The sequence below is a fragment of the Desulfitobacterium sp. genome, assembly GCF_035539115.1.
Lineage (GTDB): Bacteria > Bacillota > Desulfitobacteriia > Desulfitobacteriales > Desulfitobacteriaceae > Desulfitobacterium_A.
Genome location: NZ_DATLJA010000110.1, coordinates 20631 through 44243, shown reverse-complemented (window position 1 = coordinate 44243; position 23613 = coordinate 20631). Strand labels below are relative to the sequence as shown.

At 47.1% G+C, this 23613-nt stretch carries 20 protein-coding genes; 19 read left to right on the top strand and 1 reads right to left on the bottom strand.

Going from position 1 to position 23613, the window contains the following annotated elements; translation table 11 throughout:
• Positions 1 to 523: 523 nt before the first annotated feature.
• The 6 genes from VM640_RS17055 to VM640_RS17030 are packed head-to-tail and all read left to right on the top strand — an operon-like array spanning position 524 to position 8038.
• Complete coding sequence (locus tag VM640_RS17055; protein WP_325394393.1) at positions 524 to 1216, top strand: response regulator transcription factor; 693 nt, start codon at positions 524 to 526, stop codon at positions 1214 to 1216.
• Entirely contained in the window at positions 1213 to 2736 is a 1524-nt protein-coding gene (locus VM640_RS17050; RefSeq protein WP_325394391.1) for a sensor histidine kinase, read from the top strand. The genes VM640_RS17055 and VM640_RS17050 overlap by 4 nt, the downstream gene beginning before the upstream one ends.
• Positions 2726 to 4312: an efflux RND transporter periplasmic adaptor subunit gene (locus tag VM640_RS17045; protein WP_325394389.1), complete on the top strand. Its 1587-nt coding sequence runs from the start codon at positions 2726 to 2728 to the stop codon at positions 4310 to 4312. Before VM640_RS17050 ends, VM640_RS17045 begins: the two co-directional genes overlap by 11 nt.
• Positions 4313 to 4367: 55 nt before the next feature.
• The gene (locus VM640_RS17040; protein WP_325394387.1) at positions 4368 to 5093 is read left to right on the top strand and encodes an ABC transporter ATP-binding protein; all 726 of its coding nucleotides are present in this window, start codon (positions 4368 to 4370) and stop codon (positions 5091 to 5093) included.
• A gap of 41 nt (positions 5094 to 5134) precedes the next feature.
• Entirely contained in the window at positions 5135 to 6355 is a 1221-nt protein-coding gene (locus VM640_RS17035; RefSeq protein ID WP_325394385.1) for an ABC transporter permease, read from the top strand.
• Positions 6356 to 6373: 18 nt separating this feature from the next.
• Entirely contained in the window at positions 6374 to 8038 is a 1665-nt protein-coding gene (locus tag VM640_RS17030) for a cell wall-binding repeat-containing protein (RefSeq protein ID WP_325394383.1), read from the top strand.
• A gap of 62 nt (positions 8039 to 8100) precedes the next feature.
• Here the strand turns inward: VM640_RS17030 and VM640_RS17025 are convergent, their stop codons facing one another.
• Positions 8101 to 8376 (bottom strand): hypothetical protein, encoded by a 276-nt coding sequence (locus tag VM640_RS17025; RefSeq protein WP_325394381.1) that lies wholly within the window; start codon positions 8374 to 8376, stop codon positions 8101 to 8103.
• Between the two features lie 98 nt (positions 8377 to 8474).
• Here VM640_RS17025 and VM640_RS17020 point away from each other — a divergent pair, with 98 nt between their 5' ends.
• The 13 genes from VM640_RS17020 to VM640_RS16960 all read left to right on the top strand — a co-directional run bounded on the left by VM640_RS17020 (position 8475) and on the right by VM640_RS16960 (position 23115).
• Entirely contained in the window at positions 8475 to 9242 is a 768-nt protein-coding gene (locus VM640_RS17020; RefSeq protein WP_325394380.1) for a helix-turn-helix domain-containing protein, read from the top strand.
• A 519-nt stretch (positions 9243 to 9761) separates the two neighbouring features.
• The gene (locus tag VM640_RS17015) at positions 9762 to 10463 is read left to right on the top strand and encodes a TorD/DmsD family molecular chaperone (RefSeq protein ID WP_325394378.1); all 702 of its coding nucleotides are present in this window, start codon (positions 9762 to 9764) and stop codon (positions 10461 to 10463) included.
• A gap of 128 nt (positions 10464 to 10591) precedes the next feature.
• Complete coding sequence (locus tag VM640_RS17010; protein ID WP_325394376.1) at positions 10592 to 11350, top strand: twin-arginine translocation signal domain-containing protein; 759 nt, start codon at positions 10592 to 10594, stop codon at positions 11348 to 11350.
• Positions 11351 to 11362: 12 nt separating this feature from the next.
• Positions 11363 to 13708: a molybdopterin-dependent oxidoreductase gene (locus tag VM640_RS17005; RefSeq protein WP_325394401.1), complete on the top strand. Its 2346-nt coding sequence runs from the start codon at positions 11363 to 11365 to the stop codon at positions 13706 to 13708.
• A gap of 42 nt (positions 13709 to 13750) precedes the next feature.
• A complete protein-coding gene (gene dsrO, locus VM640_RS17000; protein WP_325394374.1) occupies positions 13751 to 14356 on the top strand; it encodes a sulfate reduction electron transfer complex DsrMKJOP subunit DsrO in 606 nt (201 codons plus the stop codon).
• Between the two features lie 11 nt (positions 14357 to 14367).
• The gene (gene nrfD / locus VM640_RS16995) at positions 14368 to 15396 is read left to right on the top strand and encodes an NrfD/PsrC family molybdoenzyme membrane anchor subunit (RefSeq protein ID WP_325394399.1); all 1029 of its coding nucleotides are present in this window, start codon (positions 14368 to 14370) and stop codon (positions 15394 to 15396) included.
• 154 nt (positions 15397 to 15550) lie between these two features.
• Entirely contained in the window at positions 15551 to 15880 is a 330-nt protein-coding gene (locus tag VM640_RS16990; protein ID WP_325394397.1) for a helix-turn-helix domain-containing protein, read from the top strand.
• Positions 15881 to 16325: 445 nt separating this feature from the next.
• The gene (locus VM640_RS16985) at positions 16326 to 17288 is read left to right on the top strand and encodes a GntR family transcriptional regulator (RefSeq protein ID WP_325394372.1); all 963 of its coding nucleotides are present in this window, start codon (positions 16326 to 16328) and stop codon (positions 17286 to 17288) included.
• A gap of 49 nt (positions 17289 to 17337) precedes the next feature.
• Positions 17338 to 18231 (top strand): glutamate racemase, encoded by an 894-nt coding sequence (gene murI, locus VM640_RS16980; RefSeq protein WP_325394370.1) that lies wholly within the window; start codon positions 17338 to 17340, stop codon positions 18229 to 18231.
• A 46-nt stretch (positions 18232 to 18277) separates the two neighbouring features.
• On the top strand, positions 18278 to 18688 hold the full coding sequence (gene glmS, locus VM640_RS16975) for a methylaspartate mutase subunit S (protein WP_325394395.1): 411 nt from the start codon (positions 18278 to 18280) through the stop codon (positions 18686 to 18688).
• A 20-nt stretch (positions 18689 to 18708) separates the two neighbouring features.
• The gene (gene glmL / locus VM640_RS16970) at positions 18709 to 20088 is read left to right on the top strand and encodes a methylaspartate mutase accessory protein GlmL (RefSeq protein ID WP_325394369.1); all 1380 of its coding nucleotides are present in this window, start codon (positions 18709 to 18711) and stop codon (positions 20086 to 20088) included.
• 12 nt (positions 20089 to 20100) lie between these two features.
• Positions 20101 to 21555: a methylaspartate mutase subunit E gene (locus VM640_RS16965; protein ID WP_325394367.1), complete on the top strand. Its 1455-nt coding sequence runs from the start codon at positions 20101 to 20103 to the stop codon at positions 21553 to 21555.
• Between the two features lie 282 nt (positions 21556 to 21837).
• On the top strand, positions 21838 to 23115 hold the full coding sequence (locus tag VM640_RS16960; RefSeq protein ID WP_325394365.1) for a methylaspartate ammonia-lyase: 1278 nt from the start codon (positions 21838 to 21840) through the stop codon (positions 23113 to 23115).
• Positions 23116 to 23613 lie beyond the last annotated feature (498 nt).

Genomic DNA, 23613 nt, shown 5'->3' with positions numbered 1-23613 from the left:
AGTAGCTAAGTCCGGCAGGATAAGGCGACTAAGGCCAGCGCTTTGGCGCTTGGCCAAGTCTTCTTTATCCTACGATGCAAGTAGCTAAGTCCGGCAGGATAAGGCGACTAAGGCCAGCGCTTTGGCGCTTGGCCAAGTCTTCTTTATCCTACGATGCAAGTAGCTAAGTCCGGCAGGATAAGGCGACTAAGGCCATCGCTTTGGCGCTGGCCAAGTCTTCTTTATCCTACGATGCAAGTAGTTAAGTCCGGCAGGATAAGGCGACTAAGGCCAGCGCTTTGGCGCTTGGCCAAGTCTTCTTTATCCTACGATGCAAGTAGTTAAGTCCGGCAGGATAAGGCGACTAAGGCCAGCGCTTTGGCGCTGGCCAAGTCTTCTTTATCGCCAAGCTCGGCGAAAGCCGGGTTTTCTTTATTTATAAAGATAAACTCTTAACAAATTCTTATTAACTTCCTGAGATATTACTAATACCTACTCGTTATAATTAATGAGTAAAATAAATAGATTATGGAGAGGGTGAAATATGGAACCGAAGATTATCTTAGTGGATGATGAACCGGAGATTCTCAATCTTGTGCGTGACTACTTAGTTCGCGAAGGGTTTAACGTCCTTACAGAAATGAATGGCATAGACGGATTAAAGCGGATCGAAATAGAAAAACCCGATTTAGTTCTTTTGGATTGGATGCTGCCGGGAATGAGTGGGATTGAAGTATGTAAAAAGCTTCGCCAGACAAGCTCAATTCCCATCATCATGTTGACGGCTAAATCAGAAGAAGTGGATCGGGTTTTAGGTTTGGAATTTGGCGCCGATGATTATATGGTTAAGCCTTTTAGTTTACGTGAACTGCTTGCTCGGATTCGGACAGTTTTACGGCGAACACTATCTGGAGTTCAGGACCCTAATGGCGGGGTTATCCGTCGAGGAGAGCTGACGATTGACGGACTCGGTCATCGGGTGTGGAAAAAGGGTGAAGAAATTCAACTCACCCCAACGGAATTCAAGATCCTACAGCTTTTGGCGTCTCGCCCAGGTGTCGCATATAGCCGATTGCAACTTTTACGCCAGGCGATGGGAGAAGAGTACCTCTACTATGAACGTTCAATCGATACCCATGTTTCGAATCTTCGTAGGAAAGTGGAGGATAATCCGGCAGAACCGATTTATGTGCAAACTGTTTTCGGAGTGGGGTACCGCTTTGGTGATCCCTCATGACCTTAAGACGAAAGTTTTTGATGGCTTTAGTTGGGTTAGTTTGCCTTATGGCGATCGTCTTTGCAGGTATTGCTCTGAGTTCGGTTCAGTACTTGCTCGGGCATGCTGTTAGCTATGTTCAACAGGGCTTTAGTCAGCAATGGAATAGAACTCTGACGACTTATTATATTGAACATCAGAGCTGGGAAGGCGTTCAAGATCATCTCAGTAAGATTTTGGAGAATACACCCCGACCTGATGTGGCGGCCCCCCGGGGAAACGAGCAATTTTACATTTTTGATGCGAATCGGACCATCGTGGCGAGTTCCAAGCCCCAGGATCTGGGTAAGAATTTAGGGCAAATTCCTCACGATAATAAACTGACGCAAGAGTGGTCGGAAATTATCGTGAGTGGCAAGACGGTGGGCTATTTTTGGGTGGATGATAAAGCCCCTCCACGCCAAGACCGGTTAGCGCAAACGATCGGAGTATCAATTATCCGTTCGATGTTAATCGGACTGATCTTGACGACACTGCTAGCGTTGATTTTGGGAAGTATTTTGACGGGCCGGATAACTGGTCCGCTTAAGGATTTGACTTCGGCGGTACGTCGCGTGGCCAAGGGAGATCTTAAGGCCCACCTTGAAGTTCAAGGCCGTGATGATATTGCGATGCTTGGGCATGCCTTTAACCAGATGACGGTACAATTAGCGCGCAATGAAGAAGTGCGCCGGAACATGGTTGCCGATATTGCGCATGAGCTTCGAACTCCGCTTGCCGTTATTTCGGGTAAGCTGGAATTGCTGCAAGAGGGAGTGCTCCCTCTGGCACCGGAAACTTTGCTTCCCATCCAGGACGAAACGATTCGCTTGAGTCGCCTTGTTCAAGATTTACAACAATTGAGTTTGGCTGAGGCCGGAAAACTTCCGCTTCATCGAATGCCTATGGACATCTCTAAACTTTTGGGACGGATTTTTGAACAATTCGCCTTTGAATTTGAAGAGCGGGGAATCCAAGGCGAGCTATTCAGTGAAAGTCGAATGATTAAAGCCGATTCTGACCGACTGACCCAAGTTTTTGTCAACTTGATTGGCAATGCACTCATCCACACAACGGTTGGTGGAAAAATTAAAGTCAGCGTGGATTCGTGGGAACCGAAAGTCTCACCGGGGAAAGACGGGAAAAAAACGGGGGGACGGATAGCCCGTTTAGCCACGGGAGGAGATCCTTCAGAGCATTTGGAGAAGAATAAAGAGAAACAGACGGAGTGGATCCGCATCAGTGTTGAAGACACAGGAGAAGGAATTCCACCCGAGGAGCTCGACCATGTTTTTGATCGCTTTTATCGGGTGGATCAATCGCGGGATCGCGAAACCGGGGGTACGGGCTTAGGCTTAGCCATTGCCAAAGAGTATGTGCAGGCCCATGGTGGAGAGATTCAGGTCGAAAGTCAATTGGGCAGCGGAACGTGTTTTAGGGTGTTTCTGCCGATTGATTTTGAGAAAGATAAAGGAGACGAGGAGATAAGGTATGAAAATTAAGCTACCTAAAAAGCAATGGATCATTCTAGGCGTTCTTGGTGTCGTCCTAATCGGAGGAGGGTTCTGGGCTTATAAAGCTTTTTCTCCGAAAGCTGTGATCGCGACTACGGTTACCGGAAAAGTCGTGCGCGGTGATGTGAGTAAAGTCATTACGGCGACGGGAACGGTGAGTTACCCGACGCTCGTTAATCTTACGTTTGTGCAGACGGAGAAGCTGGTGGCTAAGAATGTGGCTGTAGGAGACCACGTCACTGCGGGTCAAATCCTGATGCAAATTGATCCGAGTAATTTACAGCAAACGGTCAATCAACAACAAGCGAATCTCGCTTCGGCTCAGGCAAAATTGCAGCAGGCTCAGGAAGACTCTTTGCCCAATGCAATGACTGCTTTACAACAGGCCCAAGAAAGCCTCAACACGAAGCAAACAGCCTTAACGACAGCGAAAAATAACGCGGATTCCGCTTATTTGACGAACCAAGTGAATCTCGCCAATCAGAATGTGACTTTGGCGAGTAATACGTTAGCTCAAGTCATGGCGAGTGGGGACAATTCGAAAATCCAATCCGCCCAAACAGCTCTGGCCCAAGCCCAGCAGGCTCTTACCACTGCTCAGACGGCTCAAAATGGAGGCGCGGCGCAAACCTTGAATGTGGCTCAATCAGCCTTCGATGTTGCCCAACAAAATCTAAACCTGGCCCAGGATAAAGTGAATAAATTACAACAAGGCAAAACTTCGGCCGATATCTTATCGGCGCAAACCGCGGTTGAGCAAGCTCAGGCTCAACTGGAAACGGCACAAACGAATTTAGGAAAAGCGACCATGGTGGCTCCCTTTGATGGTGTGATTACAGCCGTAACCGGACAAGTCGGGCAAGTTATGGAATCAACTTCGACGACAAGCTCGAAACCAGGGGTTACTTTGGCTGCTAATCCAGATATTCTGCAAATTGATACGACGGTAGGTCAAGCGGATGTGAATAACATTAAAGTGGGTCAGAAGGCAGAAATTACGCTGGATACGCAAGCGAATACAAAAATTCCGGGAACAGTGAGTGCGATTGCGGTTCAAGGGACAACGGCTTCGAATGTAACCACTTTTGGGGTGACGGTGACTGTCGATCAAACGGGTACGATCTTGAAGGCCGGAATGAATGCCAACGTTAATATCATTTTGGATCAAGCGAAAAATGTTTTGACGATACCCAGTGAAGCATTGAAAACTGATAATGGGAAGAATTATGTGCTCATCCCGAATGCTTCTGGAGGAGCAGCATCGAGTGCAGGCACAGGAGCAGGCTCAGCTTCAAGCTCGAGAACGAAAAAGAGCAGTGCGGCAGGTAATAATGCTAATACAAGCTCAGTTCCAGTTGAAATCGGACTTAACGACGGCAGTAATGTCGAGATTAAGAGTGGTTTGAGTGAAGGACAGGAAATTGTTCTATCAGTGAGTGCCGCTTCGACTACAACCTCTACCCAAAAATCAGGTAGTAGTACAAGTAGCCGATCTGGAGGGGCTGATATGGGGGCCTTAAATCGGGCGACCAGTACAGGGGGCGGACCTCGACCTGGTAACTGAGCATGTTGAGTTGAAGTACTGAACCTATCCGTTCCAGGGTAAAGGAGGATATATATTGATTTCATTAAAGGGAATTACCAAGATTTATGCAACTGGAGATATTCAGGTGGCTGCGTTGCGTGGTGTGGATTTGCAGGTTGATGAGGGGGAGTTTGTGGCCATCACGGGGCCCTCTGGTTCGGGTAAATCGACGATGATGAATATCTTGGGGTGTTTAGACAGACCCACTGCTGGCGAGTATTTTTTGGACGGAGCAGATGTTGCGCGAGCCACGGGGAACGAACTTGCAATAATCCGCAATCAGAAAATCGGCTTTGTCTTTCAAGGTTTTAACCTGCTTCCTCGTACGACCGCTTTGGAAAATGTGGAACTACCGATGCTTTATGCTGGAGTGCCTGCTAAAGAAAGACGGGACCGAGCGATCCATTCTTTGGAATCCGTGGGTCTTGGGGATCGTGTTCATCACCGTCCGAAGGAACTTTCTGGAGGTCAGCAGCAACGTGTGGCGATCGCTCGGGCATTGGTCACCCAACCCGCCATCATTTTGGCGGACGAACCGACAGGAAACTTGGATACCCGCTCGAGTATTGAAGTCATGGCGATTTTTCAGAAGGTCCATCAAGAGGGAAATACAATTCTTATTATTACGCATGAACCAGAAATTGTGCAGTACACCCGTCGGGTGATCTACTTTCGAGATGGATCAGTCAAGGAGGATGATAAGGTGGAAAACCCGCGAGATGCTGCACTCGATATCCAAAAAATGAATGTCGCAATCTAAGAATATCGATTAAGTCATCGTGCAGGAAAGGAGGGACAGTTTTGAATTTATTCGAATTAATCCGGATATCCATCAGGGCTTTGAAGGCGAATAAACTTCGGTCGATTCTAACGATGCTGGGAATCATTATCGGCGTTGCTGCGGTTATTGCTATGGTTGGGATTGGCAATGGAGCGACAGCTAACATTACCAATCAAATTAAGGGGCTCGGCTCCAATTTACTGATTGTTACACCGAGTCAAACTAACTCCGGCGGGGTCAAAGGAGCAGCGGGAAGTTCGAACACGCTAGTCATGAATGATTTGCAAAAGATCCAGACCAATAGTCCAGCGGTTAAAATGGTGGCGCCGTTCGTGAGCACCAATACTCAGGTCGTATATGGGAGTGGCAATACGTCGACAAGTATAGCCGGAACCACAGATGCCTATGCCCAGATTCGGAATGTGACCTTGGCACGAGGACGGTTTATCACGTCAGATGATGTTAATTCCTATACGCGTGTGGCGGTCGTTGGGCCCAGTGTTGTGCAAAACTTAATGGGAGACGCGAATGCCGAGATTATCGGTAAAACCATTAAGCTTAAGAACATTCCGTTCCTCGTTGTGGGGGTAACGGCAAGTCAGGGGACGTCAGGGATGACTAACAATGATGATGTGGTTTATATCCCGATTACGACGGCCCAAGATCGACTCATTGGGAATAAGTATTTGCGGCAGATTTTTATTGAAGCAACAAGCGCGGATATGATGACCACGGCCCAAGATCAAGTGACCAATGCTTTACGCAGCTCGCACAATCTCCAAACGAGTAAGGCCAATGATTTTACCATTACCAATCAGGCTGATATTCTGGCAACCATGGAAAACGTCACGAAGACGTTAACCATGTTGCTGGGGGGAATTGCTGCCATCTCACTTTTAGTGGGCGGGATTGGGATTATGAACATCATGCTTGTCTCAGTGACGGAGCGGACTCGGGAGATCGGAATTCGTAAGGCGATTGGGGCTAAAGGCAAAGATATTTTGGCTCAGTTCCTCATTGAAGCGGTCGTTCTGAGTATCCTGGGGGGAGGAATTGGGATTCTGATCGGCTGGGGGGGCTCGATTTTAGCGGGAAAAGCGCTAAGTATGGCCACGAGTGTAAGCATGACCTCGGTGTTCTTAGCTTTTGGCTTTTCCGCAGGGATCGGGATTCTGTTCGGGGTATTCCCAGCGAAAAAGGCGGCGAGTATGGACCCGATCGATGCTTTGAGGTACGAGTAAAAGGAGAGGAGACTTTTTGTGAAGTTTTTATTAAACCGTTCGATGAAGATTTTAGGGACAATTGCGCTAAGCCTGATGCTCTTATTTGGGGCCAGTGCCCAAACTGTTTTGGCTTCAGGTTCAACTTCAACTTACGACTCCACTGGTAATTACACTGGTTTCTTAAATTATATTCAGTTTGTTTCTGATAAGGATAGTAATCTAATTGTGGGCGAAACCAATACAATCAATTTTCGTCTGCTCGATAACAATATGGAAGTTTATAGTGGGAACGGCCCATTCACAGCCACGATTTTTGATCCCAATGGAAATAAAACCATGTATTCTTTAAGTGGTAGTTCTTCTTTGTCTGGTGTAACTTTTGATACACCTGGTGATTATACGCTCTATGTGACAGCGACTTCCAATACTCTGGGGTTAGCTGCAGGTACAGAATCGCTCGGTGTTGCTTCTGGCACCATCCATGTGCGGAGTGCCAAGATTTCAGCTTCGGGCGACTTAACTCTAAATTATAGTAATACAGTCAAAGTTACCCTCATGGATAGCGATGGGACGATACTGTCCGGCAAATCGGTGACCGTTGACGCGACTGATGCTGGAGGGACAATTTCGACTTATAACACCCTTTATGACGGAACTTTTAATGTGACGCTAACGCCCACGAAGCCGGGTAAAGTAATCGTGCAGCACGGGCTGCATGATATTGGAACTCTTAATATTACCTCAGCCTATTCTTCAGCAAGCCGAATTGGGAATAGTGCTGCCGATAATGCAGACCGTTCGGTGGGGGTCGCTGAAAAAGGATGGGCTACTGCGAATAATGTGGTCTTGACGCGCGATGATCTTGTGGCAGATGCTATGGTTGCTGTACCCTTGGCCAAAAAAGAAGATGCTCCGATTTTAATGACGTCTTCCAATGCACTCAAGGCGAGTGTGGCCAGTGAGATTCTCAAGCTTAATGCTAAAACCGTCTATATTATTGGTGGCGAAGGCGCTATTTCCAGCTCAGTTGAGAGCCAACTTCAAGGTTATGGCATTTCCACAATTCGTGTCGCAGGTAGTGATCGTTATGAGACTGCAGCGAAGATAGCCGCTTTAGTTGGTTCACCGGGAACGGTCTACTTAGCCTATGGGTACGGAGAACCCGATGCTTTAGCTGCAAGTGCCTTGGCGGCTGAACAGGGAATTCCCATTTTGCTAACGGATACCAATGTTTTGCCGGATAGCACCAAAAATGAGTTGGCAAAGTTGGCTCCGCGTAACCTCATATTGTTGGGAGGAACGGGTGTCATTAGCGCCGGACTGGAGCAATCTCTGGTCAATAGTTACGCAGTTGAGCGGTGGGGCGGATTAGACCGCTATGCGACGGAACAAATCATTTTCCAGAATTACTTTAATAAACAACTGGGTTCGAGTAAGTTCCCTGCCTATTTCGCTTCAGCTTACGTTTCACCTAGTGATGTAACAAGTGGCATGCCTTATGGGGATGCGTTGTTTACCGCTGCTTTAGCAGCCAAGAACAATGGCTTTGTCATTACGCTACCGCCTAATGAGATTCCGTCTTCGATCAGCACTTTCCTCCTCTATAATAAAGTCTATATTCCTTCTGGTACAGTTGTGGGGAATAGCTCGGCGATCAGTTATCAGGTGGAAGCACAATTGAATCAGATCTTAGCAAGATAAAGAAACATCAAAGGAATTGATCATCAGAGGGAGTTTTGAACTTTTCTTCCAAGAAGAGGACCTCACGTTTGAAAAAAGGTGTGGCCCTCTTTTTTGCTTTGTCCGACATGGGCAATAACTTGGCGGTGAAAGTCCGCTATGCCGAGAGGTATGGTTGAACATCCAGAAGTAAGTTCAGATCGTAGTACTGTTAGAACCTTGAGGTAATGCGGAAGTGCTGAGTAACGGTCATACACCAAAGGAAAAGGACTCGCATTTGCCAGTCCTATTTTTAACTTACCGAACCGCCGTATACAGGACGGTACGTACGATAGCGTGAGAGGACGGCGGTTAGTCACCGCCTCCTACTCGATTACTTTTGAATGATATGATATATTTATAATGAATTCATAAACTTTAACGTCCCAAATTTTCTAATAACAAAGGTGGTTGAGTCATGGCTTTAGGTGCAACTATACGGAATTTTCGGAAACAACGGGGGATGACCCTTCAAGTCTTGTCCGATCAGTTAGAAGTTTCATGTTCTTTTTTAAGTGCGGTTGAGCGTGGAGTTAAAAAACCTTCGGTAGCAATGGTAAAAAGACTTTCAGATGTACTAAATATTTCCCCAACTTATCTATTTAGCCCTGAAAATGAAGAGGTACATGGAGAAAAAATTCGCTTTATACGTAAAGGGCGAAGCTTGAGTATTGAAGAACTAAGTGAACTCTCCGGGATTCCGGCGGAACGAATTCAGATTTATGAAGATGGGACAGAAGAACCTGGCTTAGAGACATTAGATCGGCTCGCAGAGACGTTAGGTGTTACGGTGCGATACTTTCTGGAAAAATCTGCAGGTACGTTATCAATCGGAAAAAAAGTGCGCACCGAGCGAGAAAAGCAAGGGCTTACGGGGGTCGCTTTGGCAGACAAAGCAGGAGTTACTCCGGCAATGATTAGCCAGATTGAAAATGACCAATCTGAGCCTTCATTGGACACCCTGGAAAACGTGGCCAAGGAACTAGGAGTCTCGGTCTGTTATTTTCTTTTGGAGCAAGAGGATGTTGAAAATTTGCTCGGTTCATTAAATTCAGAGGTTATAGCTCTTCTGGGTGATCCTCGTGTCCAGGCCGTTCTTAGGGCAGTACGCGACTTGGATGCTGGAGATTTAAAATTTATTCTAAATTATATTCAGTTTTATAAGCGGAATCGTTCGCTTATATAATAAGATGTTGCTTAAAAAATTAAAAATCTAGCGCTCGTCAATATTTAACGGGCGCTTTTCTTTTTTAGACCTGACAGCGATCTTTTGATAATGTATAAAAATAAATTATTCTTTTATAAATTTTCTTGAAGGAATTTAAAGATTTCCGCAGAACTAAAATGTAAGTATTAAGAAAAAGTTAAACTATATTACACCAAGGTTCAAATGTTGCTGCCCGACAGGTAACTACAAACCGGTAAAAAAGGGAAGCCCCAATTTTTTTAAAACCAATATTAAGTATTTGACCAAATTAACTAAACCTGTAGATCGTAAAGCCGCGAATTGTTGAACAAGGGGGTAGCTGATTGCATAAAAAAGCCAAGGCTTGATAACGCTGTATAGTCAATAATCTTGGGGATCTTAGTGAAAGTGTACTCTTTTATAAGCCAAAAGACTCAGCTGATTCCATGATATTGGATCAACGGGTAGCCTACGAGTAATAAATAGCGTGTTGCGCTTAGAAAGGATATAGGTGGCTTTATGTTCGAGGATAAGGTAATGAACGCCCAGTCTCGGGAAAATATCTATACTCTTTTAGCTAGCATTTTTCTTCAAGAACCGACTGCTTCTCAATTTCCACAGTACATTGAGGCTCTACGAGATTTATTAAAGGAGGTAGGAACTTATCCGGGCAAGGTTGATGTGGGTATCCCGGAGGATGATGATGCTTTTGTAGAGAGACTTCGCCAAGATTATTTTGACTGTTTTTTTGTTCCAATGTCTGGGAAGTATGTTCCTCCCTATGAATCCGCTTTATTGAATTATAGAGCCGGAGAACGTAAACCTTTTGGAATTTTGAATAGTATGGAGGCGAGCCATGTCGCAGCATGCTACGCTGCCGTGAACTTTCACCCTCAAATGCTTCATGTATTTGCACCGTTGAAGGATATTCACTTGCCGGATCACGTGGGTTTTGAACTCGCGTTTATGGCGATGCTTTGTGCTGCTGAACAAGTGGCTTGGGATAAAAAAAACCCGGTTGAAGCTTTAAAGTGGCAGACGTTTGAACTCCAATTTTTACGTGAACACCTCAGCCAATGGTTAGAAAATTTTGCCCAGGCTTTACTAGACCTCGCGCCGGGTTATTATGCACAAGCGGCTCGGACTGCTGAAAATTGGGTCGCGTTAGATTTACTAGAGATTGAAACTAACGTGAAGCAAGGGGAGATGAAGGAGCATTAAAATGACGTCATGCTGACATTAAAGTGAGGGGGGGGGATGCAGATGCCGAATTAATTTCAGGATTGTTCTTTGATTTAATCTTTCCATTCTCATCGTTAAAAATCTGAAAGAAGGAGTGAAAGCAATTCATGAAACGTCGTGACTTTTTTAAATTCTCTGCAGTGGTCGGTGCGGTAGCAGTTACCGGTTTAGGATTTGAGAATCTAAGCTTTGCAGGTCAACCCCCGGAATTTATACCCGCGACAGGAGGAGGGCAAGAACTCGAGGCCCGCATTAATCCGAAGACGGGGGAGGTTGAGCTCAATCCAAATATTGTTATGCGCAACAGTGCTTGTTTAGGATGTTATAGTTCCTGTGGTAATCGAGTTAAGATTGACAAACGGACGGGGCAGATTATGCGGGTCTTTGGAAATCCGTATAATCCTACAAACGCGGAACCTCATCTAGCGATTGAAGATCCCTTAACAGAAAGTTATCTTGCGTTTAGTCGCTATAAAGATAAAGGCCATCAGGCTCGAGCAACGCTCTGTGCCCGTGGAAATGCGACCCTTCAAGCCCATTATGACTCGTATCGGGTGCTTGTTCCCCTTAAACGTGCAGATAAGCGTGGGGAAGGAAAATGGCAGCCGATCTCTTGGGAGCAAGCTGTACAAGAAACCGTGGAAGGGGGAACCCCCTTTCAACATCTTGGAGAGACAACGCCGATTGAAGGGTTAAGACAAGTGTACGATCCCAAGACGCTCATTGACCCAAAACAACCGGATTTGGGTCCTAAAACGAATCAGTTGGTGATGCTCGGTGGCCGCTTTGATGGTCGTACGGTCTTTAGCGGCCGCTTCGCCGGTGCTTTCGGAACCCGTAATATGTATACCCATGGATACTCATGAGGGGGCGCCAAAATACCTGCGGCGCAGGTAGCTAGCGGTAACCTCGTTAAACCGGATGTAAAAAATGCAGAGTTCATTCTCTATCTCGGTTTGTTTCCGGGACACAGCGGATCTCCATTTCAGGCGCTTGCCCGACAAGTGACAGCCGGAGCGGCCGAAGGACGATTGAAGTTTGTTGTCGTTGACCCTGTGATGCAGGGTGGAGCAGTCGCCCCAATCGGGGATGGTGGCAAATGGGTTCCTATTAAACCCGCAACAGATGGTGCTTTTGCTATGGCGATGATTCGCTGGATTATTGAGAACAAGCGCTTTAATGCAGCTTACCTCACGGCACCGAATCTTAAAGTGGCGAAAGAAAGAGGATTTAACAGTTGGACCAATGCCAGTCACCTTGTGATTAATGATCCAAGTCATCCGCATGATCGAAAAGTACTTCGAGCAGAAGATTTAGGGCTTCCATTGCCTCCTCTTCCCGAACCCGATCCGTTGCAACCAGCTGGAACGCCTCCCCAGAAACCGGACTATTTTATCGTGATAGATAAAGCGGAAGGTAAACCGGTGATCTATACTCAGTCAACGGAAGGCGATCTTTTCTTTAGTGGGGAAGTTAAGGATAAAAACGGGAAAGCGATTAAAGTGCAAACCGGTTTCTTATTCTTACAAGAGAGTGCTTTCAGTCAAGAGATCTCAGCTTATGCTAAAGATTGTGGGGTTCCTGAGAATACGATTATTGAGATTGCCAAAGAATTTACGTCCCATGGGACCAAAGTCGGGATTGATGGCATGGGTAACACGGCAGCCGCTAATGGTTTGGACGGAGCTATGGCGCACCATGTCTTAGCGACTTTAGTGGGAGCCTTCTATAAAAAAGGTGGAATGATTCCCGGTGTTGGCGGGGCATCGTATAATTTATTGATGAATCAATACAAATTGCTCGGGCTTCCCAAGGCATTACCTTCTCAAGGAGTGCCAATTTGTCGTACTGGAGTTTATGAAAATACCACGGAGTATAAAGATAAAGTGGCTAAAGGTGAAAATCCCTACCCGTCAAAACTTCCTTGGTACGCTTTCGGAACCATGAGTTTTGTCGGAGGAAATTCGGATAATCAAGCCATTTATTCCATGGTTAATAGCTATCCGTACCAAGCGAAAATTCTAATGGTCTGGATGGCTAATCCACTACATTCGACACCGGGAGCGGCACGCAATGAAGTCGCCAAAGAGATGAAGAACGTGGAACGGATCCCGCTCTTTATCGCGTTTGATGCCTATATGGGTGAAACGTCATCCTTAGCGGACTATATTATTCCGGATACGACCCAATATGAAAGTTGGGGACTTCCATTCATTTGGGGGAATTTTGCAGGTAAGGGAACCGCACTGCGTTGGCCTGTCGTACAACCGATGACAGCTAAACTGGAAGATGGACGTTTTGCTTGTTATGAAAACTATTTAATCGATGTCGCTAAAAAGATTGGCATTCCTGGGTATGGAGATCAAGCGATCCCGGGCCCCGATCAAAAGATGTATCCTTTGAATAAACCAGAAGACTTTTTCCTTAAAGCCGTTGCTAATGTTGCGTTTGATGAGACTCCCGTGCCGGATCTTTCAGCGGGAGAGGGCGAGATGCAAGATTTGGATGGTATTACTGCGACGTGGAAAAACAGTGTTAAGACGGAAGAATGGTCGAAGGTCGCGTATGTCCTGTCTAGAGGAGGACGGTTTGAATCGTATGGAGCGGGCTATGTAGGGGACAATTATAAATATGCAAATTCCGGATGTTTCCAGATTTACACGGAAGCCTTGGCAACCGCTAGGAATACAATTACAGGCAAACAGTTCTCGGGTGTCATGGGCTGGAACCCGGAAGCCTTTGCAGATGGCACACCGTTGAGAAAAGCATTCCCAGAAGAACAATGGCCCTTAAAAGGAGCTTCGTATAAAGCAAAGTTCAGGAGCGCAACGATGTTAGTGAATTCTATGCTACGCGATTTAAACCCGACCAACTCAATCGATATTAATACCAACGATGCTTTACGTTTTGGGTTAAAGAATGGAGAAAAGGTCAAGCTTATTTCGGCAACGGGCGGAGAAGCGATCGGTATCCTGAAAGTTCGGCCGGGTGTTGCTGAAGGTACAGTTGGCGTTGCGTTTGGTTATGGCCACTGGGAGTATGGGACGCGGGCGCACAAAGTTGGGGATAAAAACGTTGGAGGGGACGCTTCACTGGGAACGGGTGTCCTGTTAAGCGGAATCAGTTTGATAGATCCTACGATAAAGATGATTTTTGGCTTTAGCGAGATGAGTACGGGCATTCCCAGTCGAAATGGCGGCGCGTATCGGTTGGAAAAGGCGTAAGTCACATCGATGATTTGGTTTGAATTCAAAGGGGGATAACGAATGAGCACCGAGATAAAACCGCATTACGGGATGGTGATTGATCTGCGCCGATGCGTGGGTTGTCATGCTTGTACGGCGGCATGTAAAATGGAAAACAACGTTCCAGAGAAATTCTTTCGTTCTTGGGTGGTCGAGGCGGATAAAGGGAATTACCCGAATGTAACGAGGGTTAAAATACCCCGTTTGTGTAACCATTGTGAACAGGCACCGTGTGAACAAGTGTGTCCAGTCAAAGCGACACACCGTGACGAAGGCGGCATTGTCGTAGTGGATCAAAAGAAATGCATTGGTTGCCGCTATTGTATGTCAGCCTGTCCCTATGATGCTCGCTTTTTGAATCCGAAGAAGGGTACGGCGGAAAAATGTGATCTTTGTCTCGATCGAGTCAAAGGAGGGCTTCTTCCGGCTTGTGTCAGCACGTGTATTGCTCATGCTCGATTCTTTGGGGACCTTAATGATCCAAACAGTGACGTGAGCCGATTATTAAATGAGCATCCGGCTCAAGTCTTACGACCGGAGCTGGGTACAAAGCCCAGCGTATATTATATTGGGTTGGATGATGCGTTAGCCGGCGTGGATTATGCCAACCTTGTGAAAGGGAGGTAAGAACTGTGGACATGACATTTGTGTATCAAGTTCAGCATCATGCAGCCTTTGGGCCACTGATTGTCGTCTACTTTTTCCTAGCAGGCTTAAGTGCGGGACTTTTCCTTATTTCTAGTTTGGGCCCGGTCTTTGGCCTGAAAAAGTTAAACCCTTTAGCAAAATCAGCGAGTGTAATGGCTCTAGCGACTTTGATCCCAGGGCTGTTGGCTTTGGTTGTGGATTTAGGGCAACCTTTACGGGCACCTACGGTATTCTTCCGTGTCAATCTGTCCTCGGTCATGAGTTGGGGTTCCTTTATCCTTCTGATTTATGGATTTGTTTGTCTAGTTTATACCTGGTTTGTCTGGAAAGAAGATGCTCGGAGTAAGGGTTGGGGTCAAGTGGGTGTTGTTTTTGCCGCTGCCTTAGGACTTTATACGGGTTTCTTGTTGGCCGCTGTTCCCGGGCGCCCCTTGTGGAATTCTGCGTTGCTTCCGGTATTATTCCTTATCTCGGGGGCTGTTGCTGGACTAAGCCTAATCAGCGTTGCTCAAACCTTCTTTGCAAAAACAACTAAACTCGCGGGGGAAGGAACAGGAGAAGCTATCCATTCCATGAAGATCTGGATGGTTACTTTAGAAGTATTACTTTTAGCCTTTCATCTGCTAGCAGTATTCATGTTGAACGATGCCGGACGAGCCTTGGTGAAACACTTGCTTACTGGACAAAAACAGTTTTCTTTCGTTTTTGTTCAGGTGATTATCGGGATGTTAGTGCCTTTGGCAATCCTGCTTTTGAGTAAGCGCTCAGCAAAAGCTCTAGGGATCTCAGGGGTCCTGAGTCTCATCGGGGTGTTCGCTCTCCGTTATAATATTGTGGCGGGTGGGGAAGAGCTACCTCTGTCGGGTACATTGATGTATACCTTTGGTGAAACCAGTGCATGGATCGCGGTTAGCGTACTTCTTATCCTTGCCGCCATTCTTATTCTTATCCTGCCGGGAATTGTACAGCGTGTGATAGTGGGTAAAACGACCGTTGCTGGGATAGGTAAGTCGTTGTAGTTCTTATCAAAAGGTAAGATACTTAACGAACAAGGGTTTATAAATTTCTCAGGGCTAATCAATAGTGGTTGGGGGCTCTGAAAATCAGAGCCCCTTTTTTGAAACTATACTTTTTCCCAGACGTATACACTTAAGGAGGGTTAAATCTAAAGTGATGATACAAGGTAAAATGGGAATTGGCAAATATCTCTTCGAACTACGCCTACAAAACCGTTTGTCTTTAGCAAAAGTAAGTATCCACGTTGGTATTAACCCGATGGCCTTATCTGAGATTGAACGAGGGGTAAGAATACCAAACGATAAGCTTCTTCGGAATATCGCGAACTTTTTTAACGTTGATGAAAATATCCTTTTCAATCTGGTTGGTAAAGTACCATTAGGTGCTAAAGAGGAATTGGAGCAAAGTCCAGTGCTGCAAAAAACACTTTTAGAGATAAAAAAAGTCAAACATGTGCAAGAAACTAAAGGAAGAGCTTTATACTGAATTTCAGGAGATGTATAAAAAGTCCTTAAATTTGTAATGATGTTGATTATTTACATAACTTATGATGACCCTCCGTATAAACCTCCCAAACATAAAAGTTTGAGAGGCTTTTTTGTACTAACAGAAAGTATAAATTTTTGGCAGATAGCATAAGTGCAACTAAGGCTTCCGCCTACGCTAGAGGCTTGGCGCAAGCCAAGTTTTCTTTACTTACCGAACCGCCGTATACTGGACGGCGGTTAGTCACCGCCTCCTACTCGATTTTTGATAACAGAAGAACGAAATTATGAAATTGGGGAATAATTGAAAGCAGGAATATTCTTTGGTATGTCGAACACAAATAACATTAGCCTAATTGGACTAATTAACCATGCCAAATAGATAGTCCAATACATACTCTATCTTGAGAATAAATATAGGGTCTAGAGTGGTAAGGGGGGAGACTATGGAGCTTGACCGGAGAAGCGGAATACCCTACTATATTCAGCTTAAAGAACAAATCCGGAAAAATCTTATCCAAGGAATTTGGCTGACCGGAACCAAGCTGTTTACGGAAAGAGAACTCGCAGAACAACTCGGAGTGAGCCGGAATACCGTAAGTCAGGCGTACAAAGAACTCGAAAGCGAAGGGATACTCACGTCCATCCAGGGCAGGGGGACTTTCGTTGCGGATAGTATTCTCATCACCCAGCAAGAAAGCCGTAAGGAGAAGATTCTTCGTATCATTGATGTCGCCATGGAAGACGCGGTAAGCCTTGGGTTTACGATTGATGATTTTGTTGCTTTCGCTCATGTCCGAGGAATGGAGAAGAAAGCATTTCTGGCGAAAATGAAAGTGGCCTTTATTGAGTGTAATCCGGAGCAGTTAGCGGGAGCCTGTTGGGATATAGGACCAGGTGTGACAATTATCCCGGTCCTGCTCTCTGAGCTTAAGGAACGTCAGGGACAAGAGCGAATCAAAGCCATGAACATGGTTGTCACTGGGGTAAATCATCTTCAGGAGGTAAAGGAAGCTTTAGCAGGATGTGAACGGGCGATTCTCGGAATTTCCCTACAACCGAAACTCGATACGATGGTTCGGATCGCCCAACTTCCTGTAGAAAGAGATGTTGCTTTGATCTGTGAAAGCAATCTTTTTGCCGAAAAGGTTAGAATAGCCTTAAACGGAGCGGGACTCTTTCCGAAGCTGATGATCCGGGTAAAACCCCAGGAGGAGGAACTTCAGCGGCTTCTTCCCCAGTGTAGTGCAACAATTATCGCTCCCAGAATGAGAAAAATTACAGAGCACTGTCGACCAGAGCAAATGGAGCTGATTGAATTTCGCTTTGAGCCGGATGTTGGGTCGATCAACCTCTTACGAAGTACCTTATTGGAACTTAAATCAAAGAATTTCTCAGGAGAAAATTGAAGAACGAGAAAAATCAATTAAAAAGACTAAATTGTGATGGAGGTCCGATGTGAAACGTCAACACGTTATTGGTATGTTTGATTCGGGAGTCGGAGGGCTCACGGTGATGAAGGAGATTCTTGAGCAGATTCCCGAGGTCCGAATCATCTACTTAGGAGATACAGCGCGGGTTCCCTACGGGAATCGAAGTAAAGAAGAATTGATCCGTTTCGGCGAAGAAATCATTACCTTTTTAATCAGCCAGGGCGCAGAAGCTGTAGTTGCCGCGTGCAATACCAGCTCAGCAAATGCGCTGCCTGCGCTTAAAGAAAGTTATAATGTTCCACTTATTGGAACGATTGAGCCAGGAGCCCGTTTGGCTGTGAAAAAAACCGCAGGGGGGAAAATCGGTCTAATTGCCACGGAAGCGACCGTCCGCAGCAAAGCTTATAATTCAGCAATCAGTCGAGTCCTGTCTAAAGGGGTGCTGCCTGAAGACCAAGCGTTAAGGGAAGGTTGGCAGCAAGGAGAGCAACCGATAGCTTTAGTTAAGTCCCAGGCCTGTCCTTTGTTTGTTCCTTTGGTCGAAGCAGGACTCGCCAAAACGCCAGAGGCTCGGGGTATTGCTCGTACGTACTTATCTGGATTTGAAGATGCCGGGGTGGATGCGTTGATCTTGGGCTGTACCCATTATCCCTTTCTTACTCCGGTCATCCGGGAAATCTTGGGCGAAAGCATTGCCTTGATTGATCCGGCGCAGGGGATGGTTGAAGAGCTCAAGGCGGTCTTAGCGAAACTGGATCAAGCCCAAGACCAAAATCAAGTGGCCGCGACCCACTCAGCCAAAGAATCTTGGAAACTGCGATTCTTTGTGAGTGGCGATCCAGAGCTTTTTCAAAGTGTTGGCAATACACTGCTCCCGGGACAAATTCAGGAGGTTAGACGAGTGATCTGGGGAGATTAAGGATTTCTTGATGGATTAGAAACAGGCAATGGCTGGAGGGATTATCGTGGAACAGAAAACCTTGGTTCTGGGTGTGATTGGGGCTGACGTTCATGCAGTTGGGAACCGGATCTTGGACTATGTTTTTTCTCAGGCGGGATTTAAAGTCATTAATATCGGGGTACTCGCTTCCCAAGAGGAGTTCATTCGAGCGGCAATTGAGACTGCTGCTGACGTGATTTTAGTGTCCTCACTTTATGGACATGGGGAAATCGATTGTCGTGGACTCCGTGAGAAATGCCAAGAGGCCGGAATTGGCGATATCCTTATTTATGTAGGCGGAAATCTGGTGATCGGTAAACAGGATTTTTCGATGGTGGAGAAACGTTTTAAGGATATGGGTTTTGATCGGGTTTATCCTCCAGGGATTATGCCCGAGGTAGCGATCATGGATTTGCATAAAGACCTAAATTTCTAAGAAATAAAGGAAGGGATAGTATGCAACACATCCTTCTGATCGATTTTGGCAGCACTTACACGAAAATAACGGTTGTCGAGCTTGAGCGTGAAGAGATCCTGGGGACAGCCGCTGCGGGAACGACGATTGATACCAACATTATGGAGGGGCTGAACCAAGCGTTAGCACAAATTCCGGAGCCTGAGGGTGGCTGGAACTTTGTCCGGAAACTGGCCTGCTCGAGTGCGGCAGGTGGGCTTAAAATAATCGCGAGTGGTCTGGTCAAAGAGCTGACAGCGGAAGCGGCTCGCCGGGCGGCATTAGGAGCCGGGGCTCGGATTCTGGAGGTTTTCAGCTATGAATTAACCGCTCAAGATCTTGACAAAATCGTTGCGGCAAAACCGGACATTCTGCTGTTGGCGGGAGGAACGGATGGTGGAAATAAAGAGATCCTTCTTAAAAATGCCGAGCGTCTTTGTGAACTTCCCTTGAGCTTGCCCGTGGTGGTCGCTGGGAATAAGACGGTATCCTCGCAAGCTGTAGAGATCTTGAAACTTCATCATGCTCCGGTCGTTCGTGCGGATAACGTGATGCCTGAACTCAATGTCTTGGACGTAGATTCTGCCCGCAAAGCGATTCGAGATTTATTTTTATCCCATATTATTCAAGCTAAAGGCTTGGATAAAGCGGAAGCGTTCATTGAGCGGGTGTTGATGCCTACGCCAGCAGCGGTTCTCTCCGCAGCAGAGCTTTTAGCGAAGGGCTATGGGGAGGAAGAAGGTTGGGGAGAGCTCCTGATTATTGATGTCGGCGGAGCGACGACCGATGTTCATTCAATCGCCAAGGGAGATCCAAGCAAGCCTGGCGTGATGCTTAAAGGGTTGCCTGAGCCTTATGCGAAGCGGACGGTCGAGGGGGATCTGGGAATGCGCTATAGCGCGGAATCTTTGGTTGAAGCATCAGGCCATCATCTTACTCAGTATTTAGGATGGAGTACGGAAGAAGTTAATGCTCAGCTCAAGATCTGTAAGCAAGAGCCCTGGTGGGTTCCGAAGAATCAGCGGGAAAATCAGTTCGATACAGGTCTGGGGCGGATGGCAGTCGAGCTTGCAGTGAAGCGTCATGCAGGAACCTTAGAGGTTGTGTATACTCCCTTTGGGGCTTCGTATGTCCAACAGGGCAAGGATCTGACCCAACTGCCGGTAGTAATCGGCACGGGAGGGGTTTTACTTCATCATTCTCGACCTACCGAAATTTTAGGTGGGGCTTTGTTTGATTCAGCAGAGCCAACCTTACTCAAACCCCAGGAACCTGCTTTTTATTTAGATCAGAAATATATACTCGCTGCGATGGGGCTGCTACGGGAAATCGCTCCCTTGAAGGCCCTACGTATGATGAAAAAATATTTGCTTAAGCTATAGGAGGTAGAGTCCATGGAATTGACGGTTAAACAGATGGACCCCGAAGAGTTTGCTCATCAGCGGCAAGATGTTCTAGGTCAATGGTCGACGGGTAAAGAGGTTGATTTAGAGGAAGCAGTTGAATATCATAAAAATCTACCGCCAAGCAAGGTTTTTGCGCATAAACTGGAAGAGGGGAAACGCCAAGGAATTACGTTCGCCCAACCGCGTGCGGGAGTGGCTCTTCGGCATGAACATTTAGAGCTTTTGCGCTATTTACAAGATGAAGGTGGCGCTGACTTCCTACCGACGACTATTGATTCATATACTCGCCAAAACCGCTATGCGGAGGCTCAGGCAGGGATCGAAGAAAGTCGGGCGGTGGGGCGCTCGATGCTTAATGGCTTTCCGGCAGTCAATCATGGGGTAGCAGCTTGCCGCCAAGTTGTGGAAAGTATGCAAGTCCCAGTTCAGGTTAGGCACGGAACTCCGGATGCCCGCTTGTTGGCGGAAATAACTCTTGCAGGCGGGTTTACGGCTTATGAGGGAGGCGGTATTTCCTATAATATTCCGTATTCCAAAGATATTTCGGTGGAAAGCACGATTAAATACTGGCAGTACGTGGACCGGCTGGTGGGTCTCTATGAGGAAAAAGGAGTAAGCATTAACCGAGAGCCGTTTGGCCCCTTGACAGGTACCTTAGTTCCACCTTCCGTTTCCCATGCCGTAGCGGTCATCGAAGGTGTCCTAGCGGTAGCTCAGGGAGTACGGAGTTTGTCACTCGGTTACGGACAATGCGGGAACTTACTCCAAGATGTAGCTGCGCTGCATACGCTCCCTGTGGTTGCAGAGGAATATCTTAGAAAGCTTGGGTATTCAAATTTTGATATTACGACGGTGTTTCATCAATGGATGGGGGGCTTTCCGCAGGATGAAGCGAAGGCTTATGGGGTTATCTCTTGGGGTGCGACGGTAGGCGCTCTCGGGAAAGCGACGAAGGTTATTGTCAAGTCACCCCATGAGGCTCTTGGGATTCCGACGAAGGAGGCGAATGCTGCAGGGATCCGGACGACGAAGCAGATTCTCAATATGCTTAGAGATCAGGTGTTGCCGATGACAGAGGAGCTAGCGCTTGAGGAGAAAATGATTCTCAGGGAGACGCGGGCTATTTTGGACAAGGTTTTGGAGTTAGGCGAAGGAGATATTGCTGTAGGCGCGGTTCGCGCTTTCGCAGCGGGAGTGATTGATGTACCGTTTGCGCCGAGCCGGTTTAATGCCGGAAAGATTCTGCCGGCGCGGGATTCACAGGGAGCGATACGAATGCTTGATTTTGGGAATTTGCCATTTGATGCGGAGATCAAGGCGTTTCATCAGGAACGGATCGCTCAGAGGGGACGTGATGAGGGCAGGGATCCGTCGTTTCAGATGGTGATTGATGATATTTATGCAATCGGCAAGGGCATGCTCGTAGGGCGGCCCCGCTCCTAAGAGGCGCCGCTTTGGCCACGGTCGCTTGGGGCGCTCGCAGACCGAACTAGAGCTCAGAAATCAGTTTAGGCCAAAGCGGCGCCTGGGGCTGGCTGTTGAGGAACTATTAGCGCTGTTCTTGGGTCTTTGCTGGGGTTGAGCATTGGCATCCGCACTGGAGGTGCGTCTGCCTCGCCCGCTTGGAATTATTTGAGTTGGGGTGCTCCGTTTCTTAGGAGCCTGGAGGCTTTTGGAATTGTAGATAGATGAAGTTAATTGAATGAGCCTGAAAGGGGATTTATCATGAAAATTGTAGAGGTTCTTGCTTCTCCGGGGTTAACAGGGTTTTATTTTGATGACCAGGCTGCGATTAAGGCTGGGGCGGTTCATGATGGTTTTGCTTATACGGGTAAGCCGCTGACTTCGGGATTCACGGCTGTGCGTCAGCGTGGGGAGTCGATCTCGGTCATTCTGATGCTTGAGGATGGTCAAGTGGCATTTGGAGATTGTGCTGCAGTCCAGTATTCTGGGGCAGGTGGAAGAGATCCGCTCTTTTTGGCGCAGGATTTTATTTCGATTATTCTGGAGGAGATTCGTCCGATGCTGGTGGGTCAGGAACTGGATTCGTTCCGGCGGATTGCGGATTGGGTGGAGCATTCTGTTCGTCTGAATGGGGAGCGCTATCATACAGCGATTCGGTATGGAGTGAGTCAGGCGATTCTTGATGCGGTAGCGAAGGCGAAGAAGGTTACGATGACGGAAGTGATTCTGGAGGAGTACAATCTGCCGCTTGTGCTTGAACCAGTGCCGATCTTTGCTCAGACGGGGGATGATCGCTATGATAATGCGGATAAGGCGATTCTCAAACGGGCGGGTGTTTTACCGCATGCGCTGATTAACAATGTGGAGACGAAACTGGGGAAAGAGGGAGAGCTTCTTTTAGATTATGTAAAGTGGTTAAAGGATCGGGTTCTGGAACTGGGCGATCGAAATTATCGTCCGACGTTGCATATTGATGTATATGGAACGATCGGGTTGGCCTTTGAGGATAATGTTGAGCGCATGGTGAATTATTTTGCTGCCTTGGAAAAAGCGGCTGAGCCTCTTCATTTGCGGATTGAGGGGCCGATGGATGCTGGGAGTAAGAAAGGACAGATTGAGCAAAGCAAGGCTTTGCGGGATGCGCTGAAAGTACGAGGAGTTAAGGTCGAGGTTGTCGCGGATGAGTGGTGTAACACGTATGAGGATATTGTCGCGTTTGTTGATACTCAAGCGGCCGATATGGTACAGATTAAGACGCCGGATTTAGGAGGAATTCAGAATACGGTCGAAGCAGTGCTTTATGCGAAGAAATTTGGAGTCGGGGCATATGTTGGAGGGTCCTGCAATGAGACGGATTCCGGTGGACGAACGGCGGTACATGCAGCCCTAGCAACGCAACCAGATCTGATGCTGGCTAAGCCGGGGATGGGTGTCGACGAAGGGTATATGATCGTCCATAATGAAATGAATCGAACCTTAGAGATTCTCCGCCATAAGGAGAAAGCGAAGACGCATGCGAAAGAGGCGTTTTGGAGTTAGGGGCACGGCTTGGGCAACGGTCGCTTGTGGCGCTCGCAGACCGAACTAGAGCTTAGAAGTCGGGTTACGGCGGGGTTCCTGGCAAATTCGCCGTCTCGATAGTCTCCAGTGGAGAGTATCGCACTTGTTTGGCTCACTGCCAGCCGCGCACGTCGTGTGCGCGGCCCCGCCTCCGGTGCGCCACGTATGGCGTCCCGATCTTCTTCGTTAAGTTCGGTGGCTGCTTGCTTTAAGACGCTTGCTTATGCCCAAGCCGTGCCTGGGGTCTTTGCTCGGGTCAGGCATTGGTACTTCACCTGCGGTGATGGACCTCGCCCTTTGGGGGAGAGAGTTTAGAATAAAATTAAGAAAACGACAGAAAGCCGTTCACAAAAAATGTGTTTGACTTTCTGTCGTTTTCTTTAACAATGTTCGTTTTTACTCCATCTGGAATTGTCCCGATATTCATACTCGGTTCACCTAACAACGGGTGGGGAGAATATTAAAAGCTGTAATGGA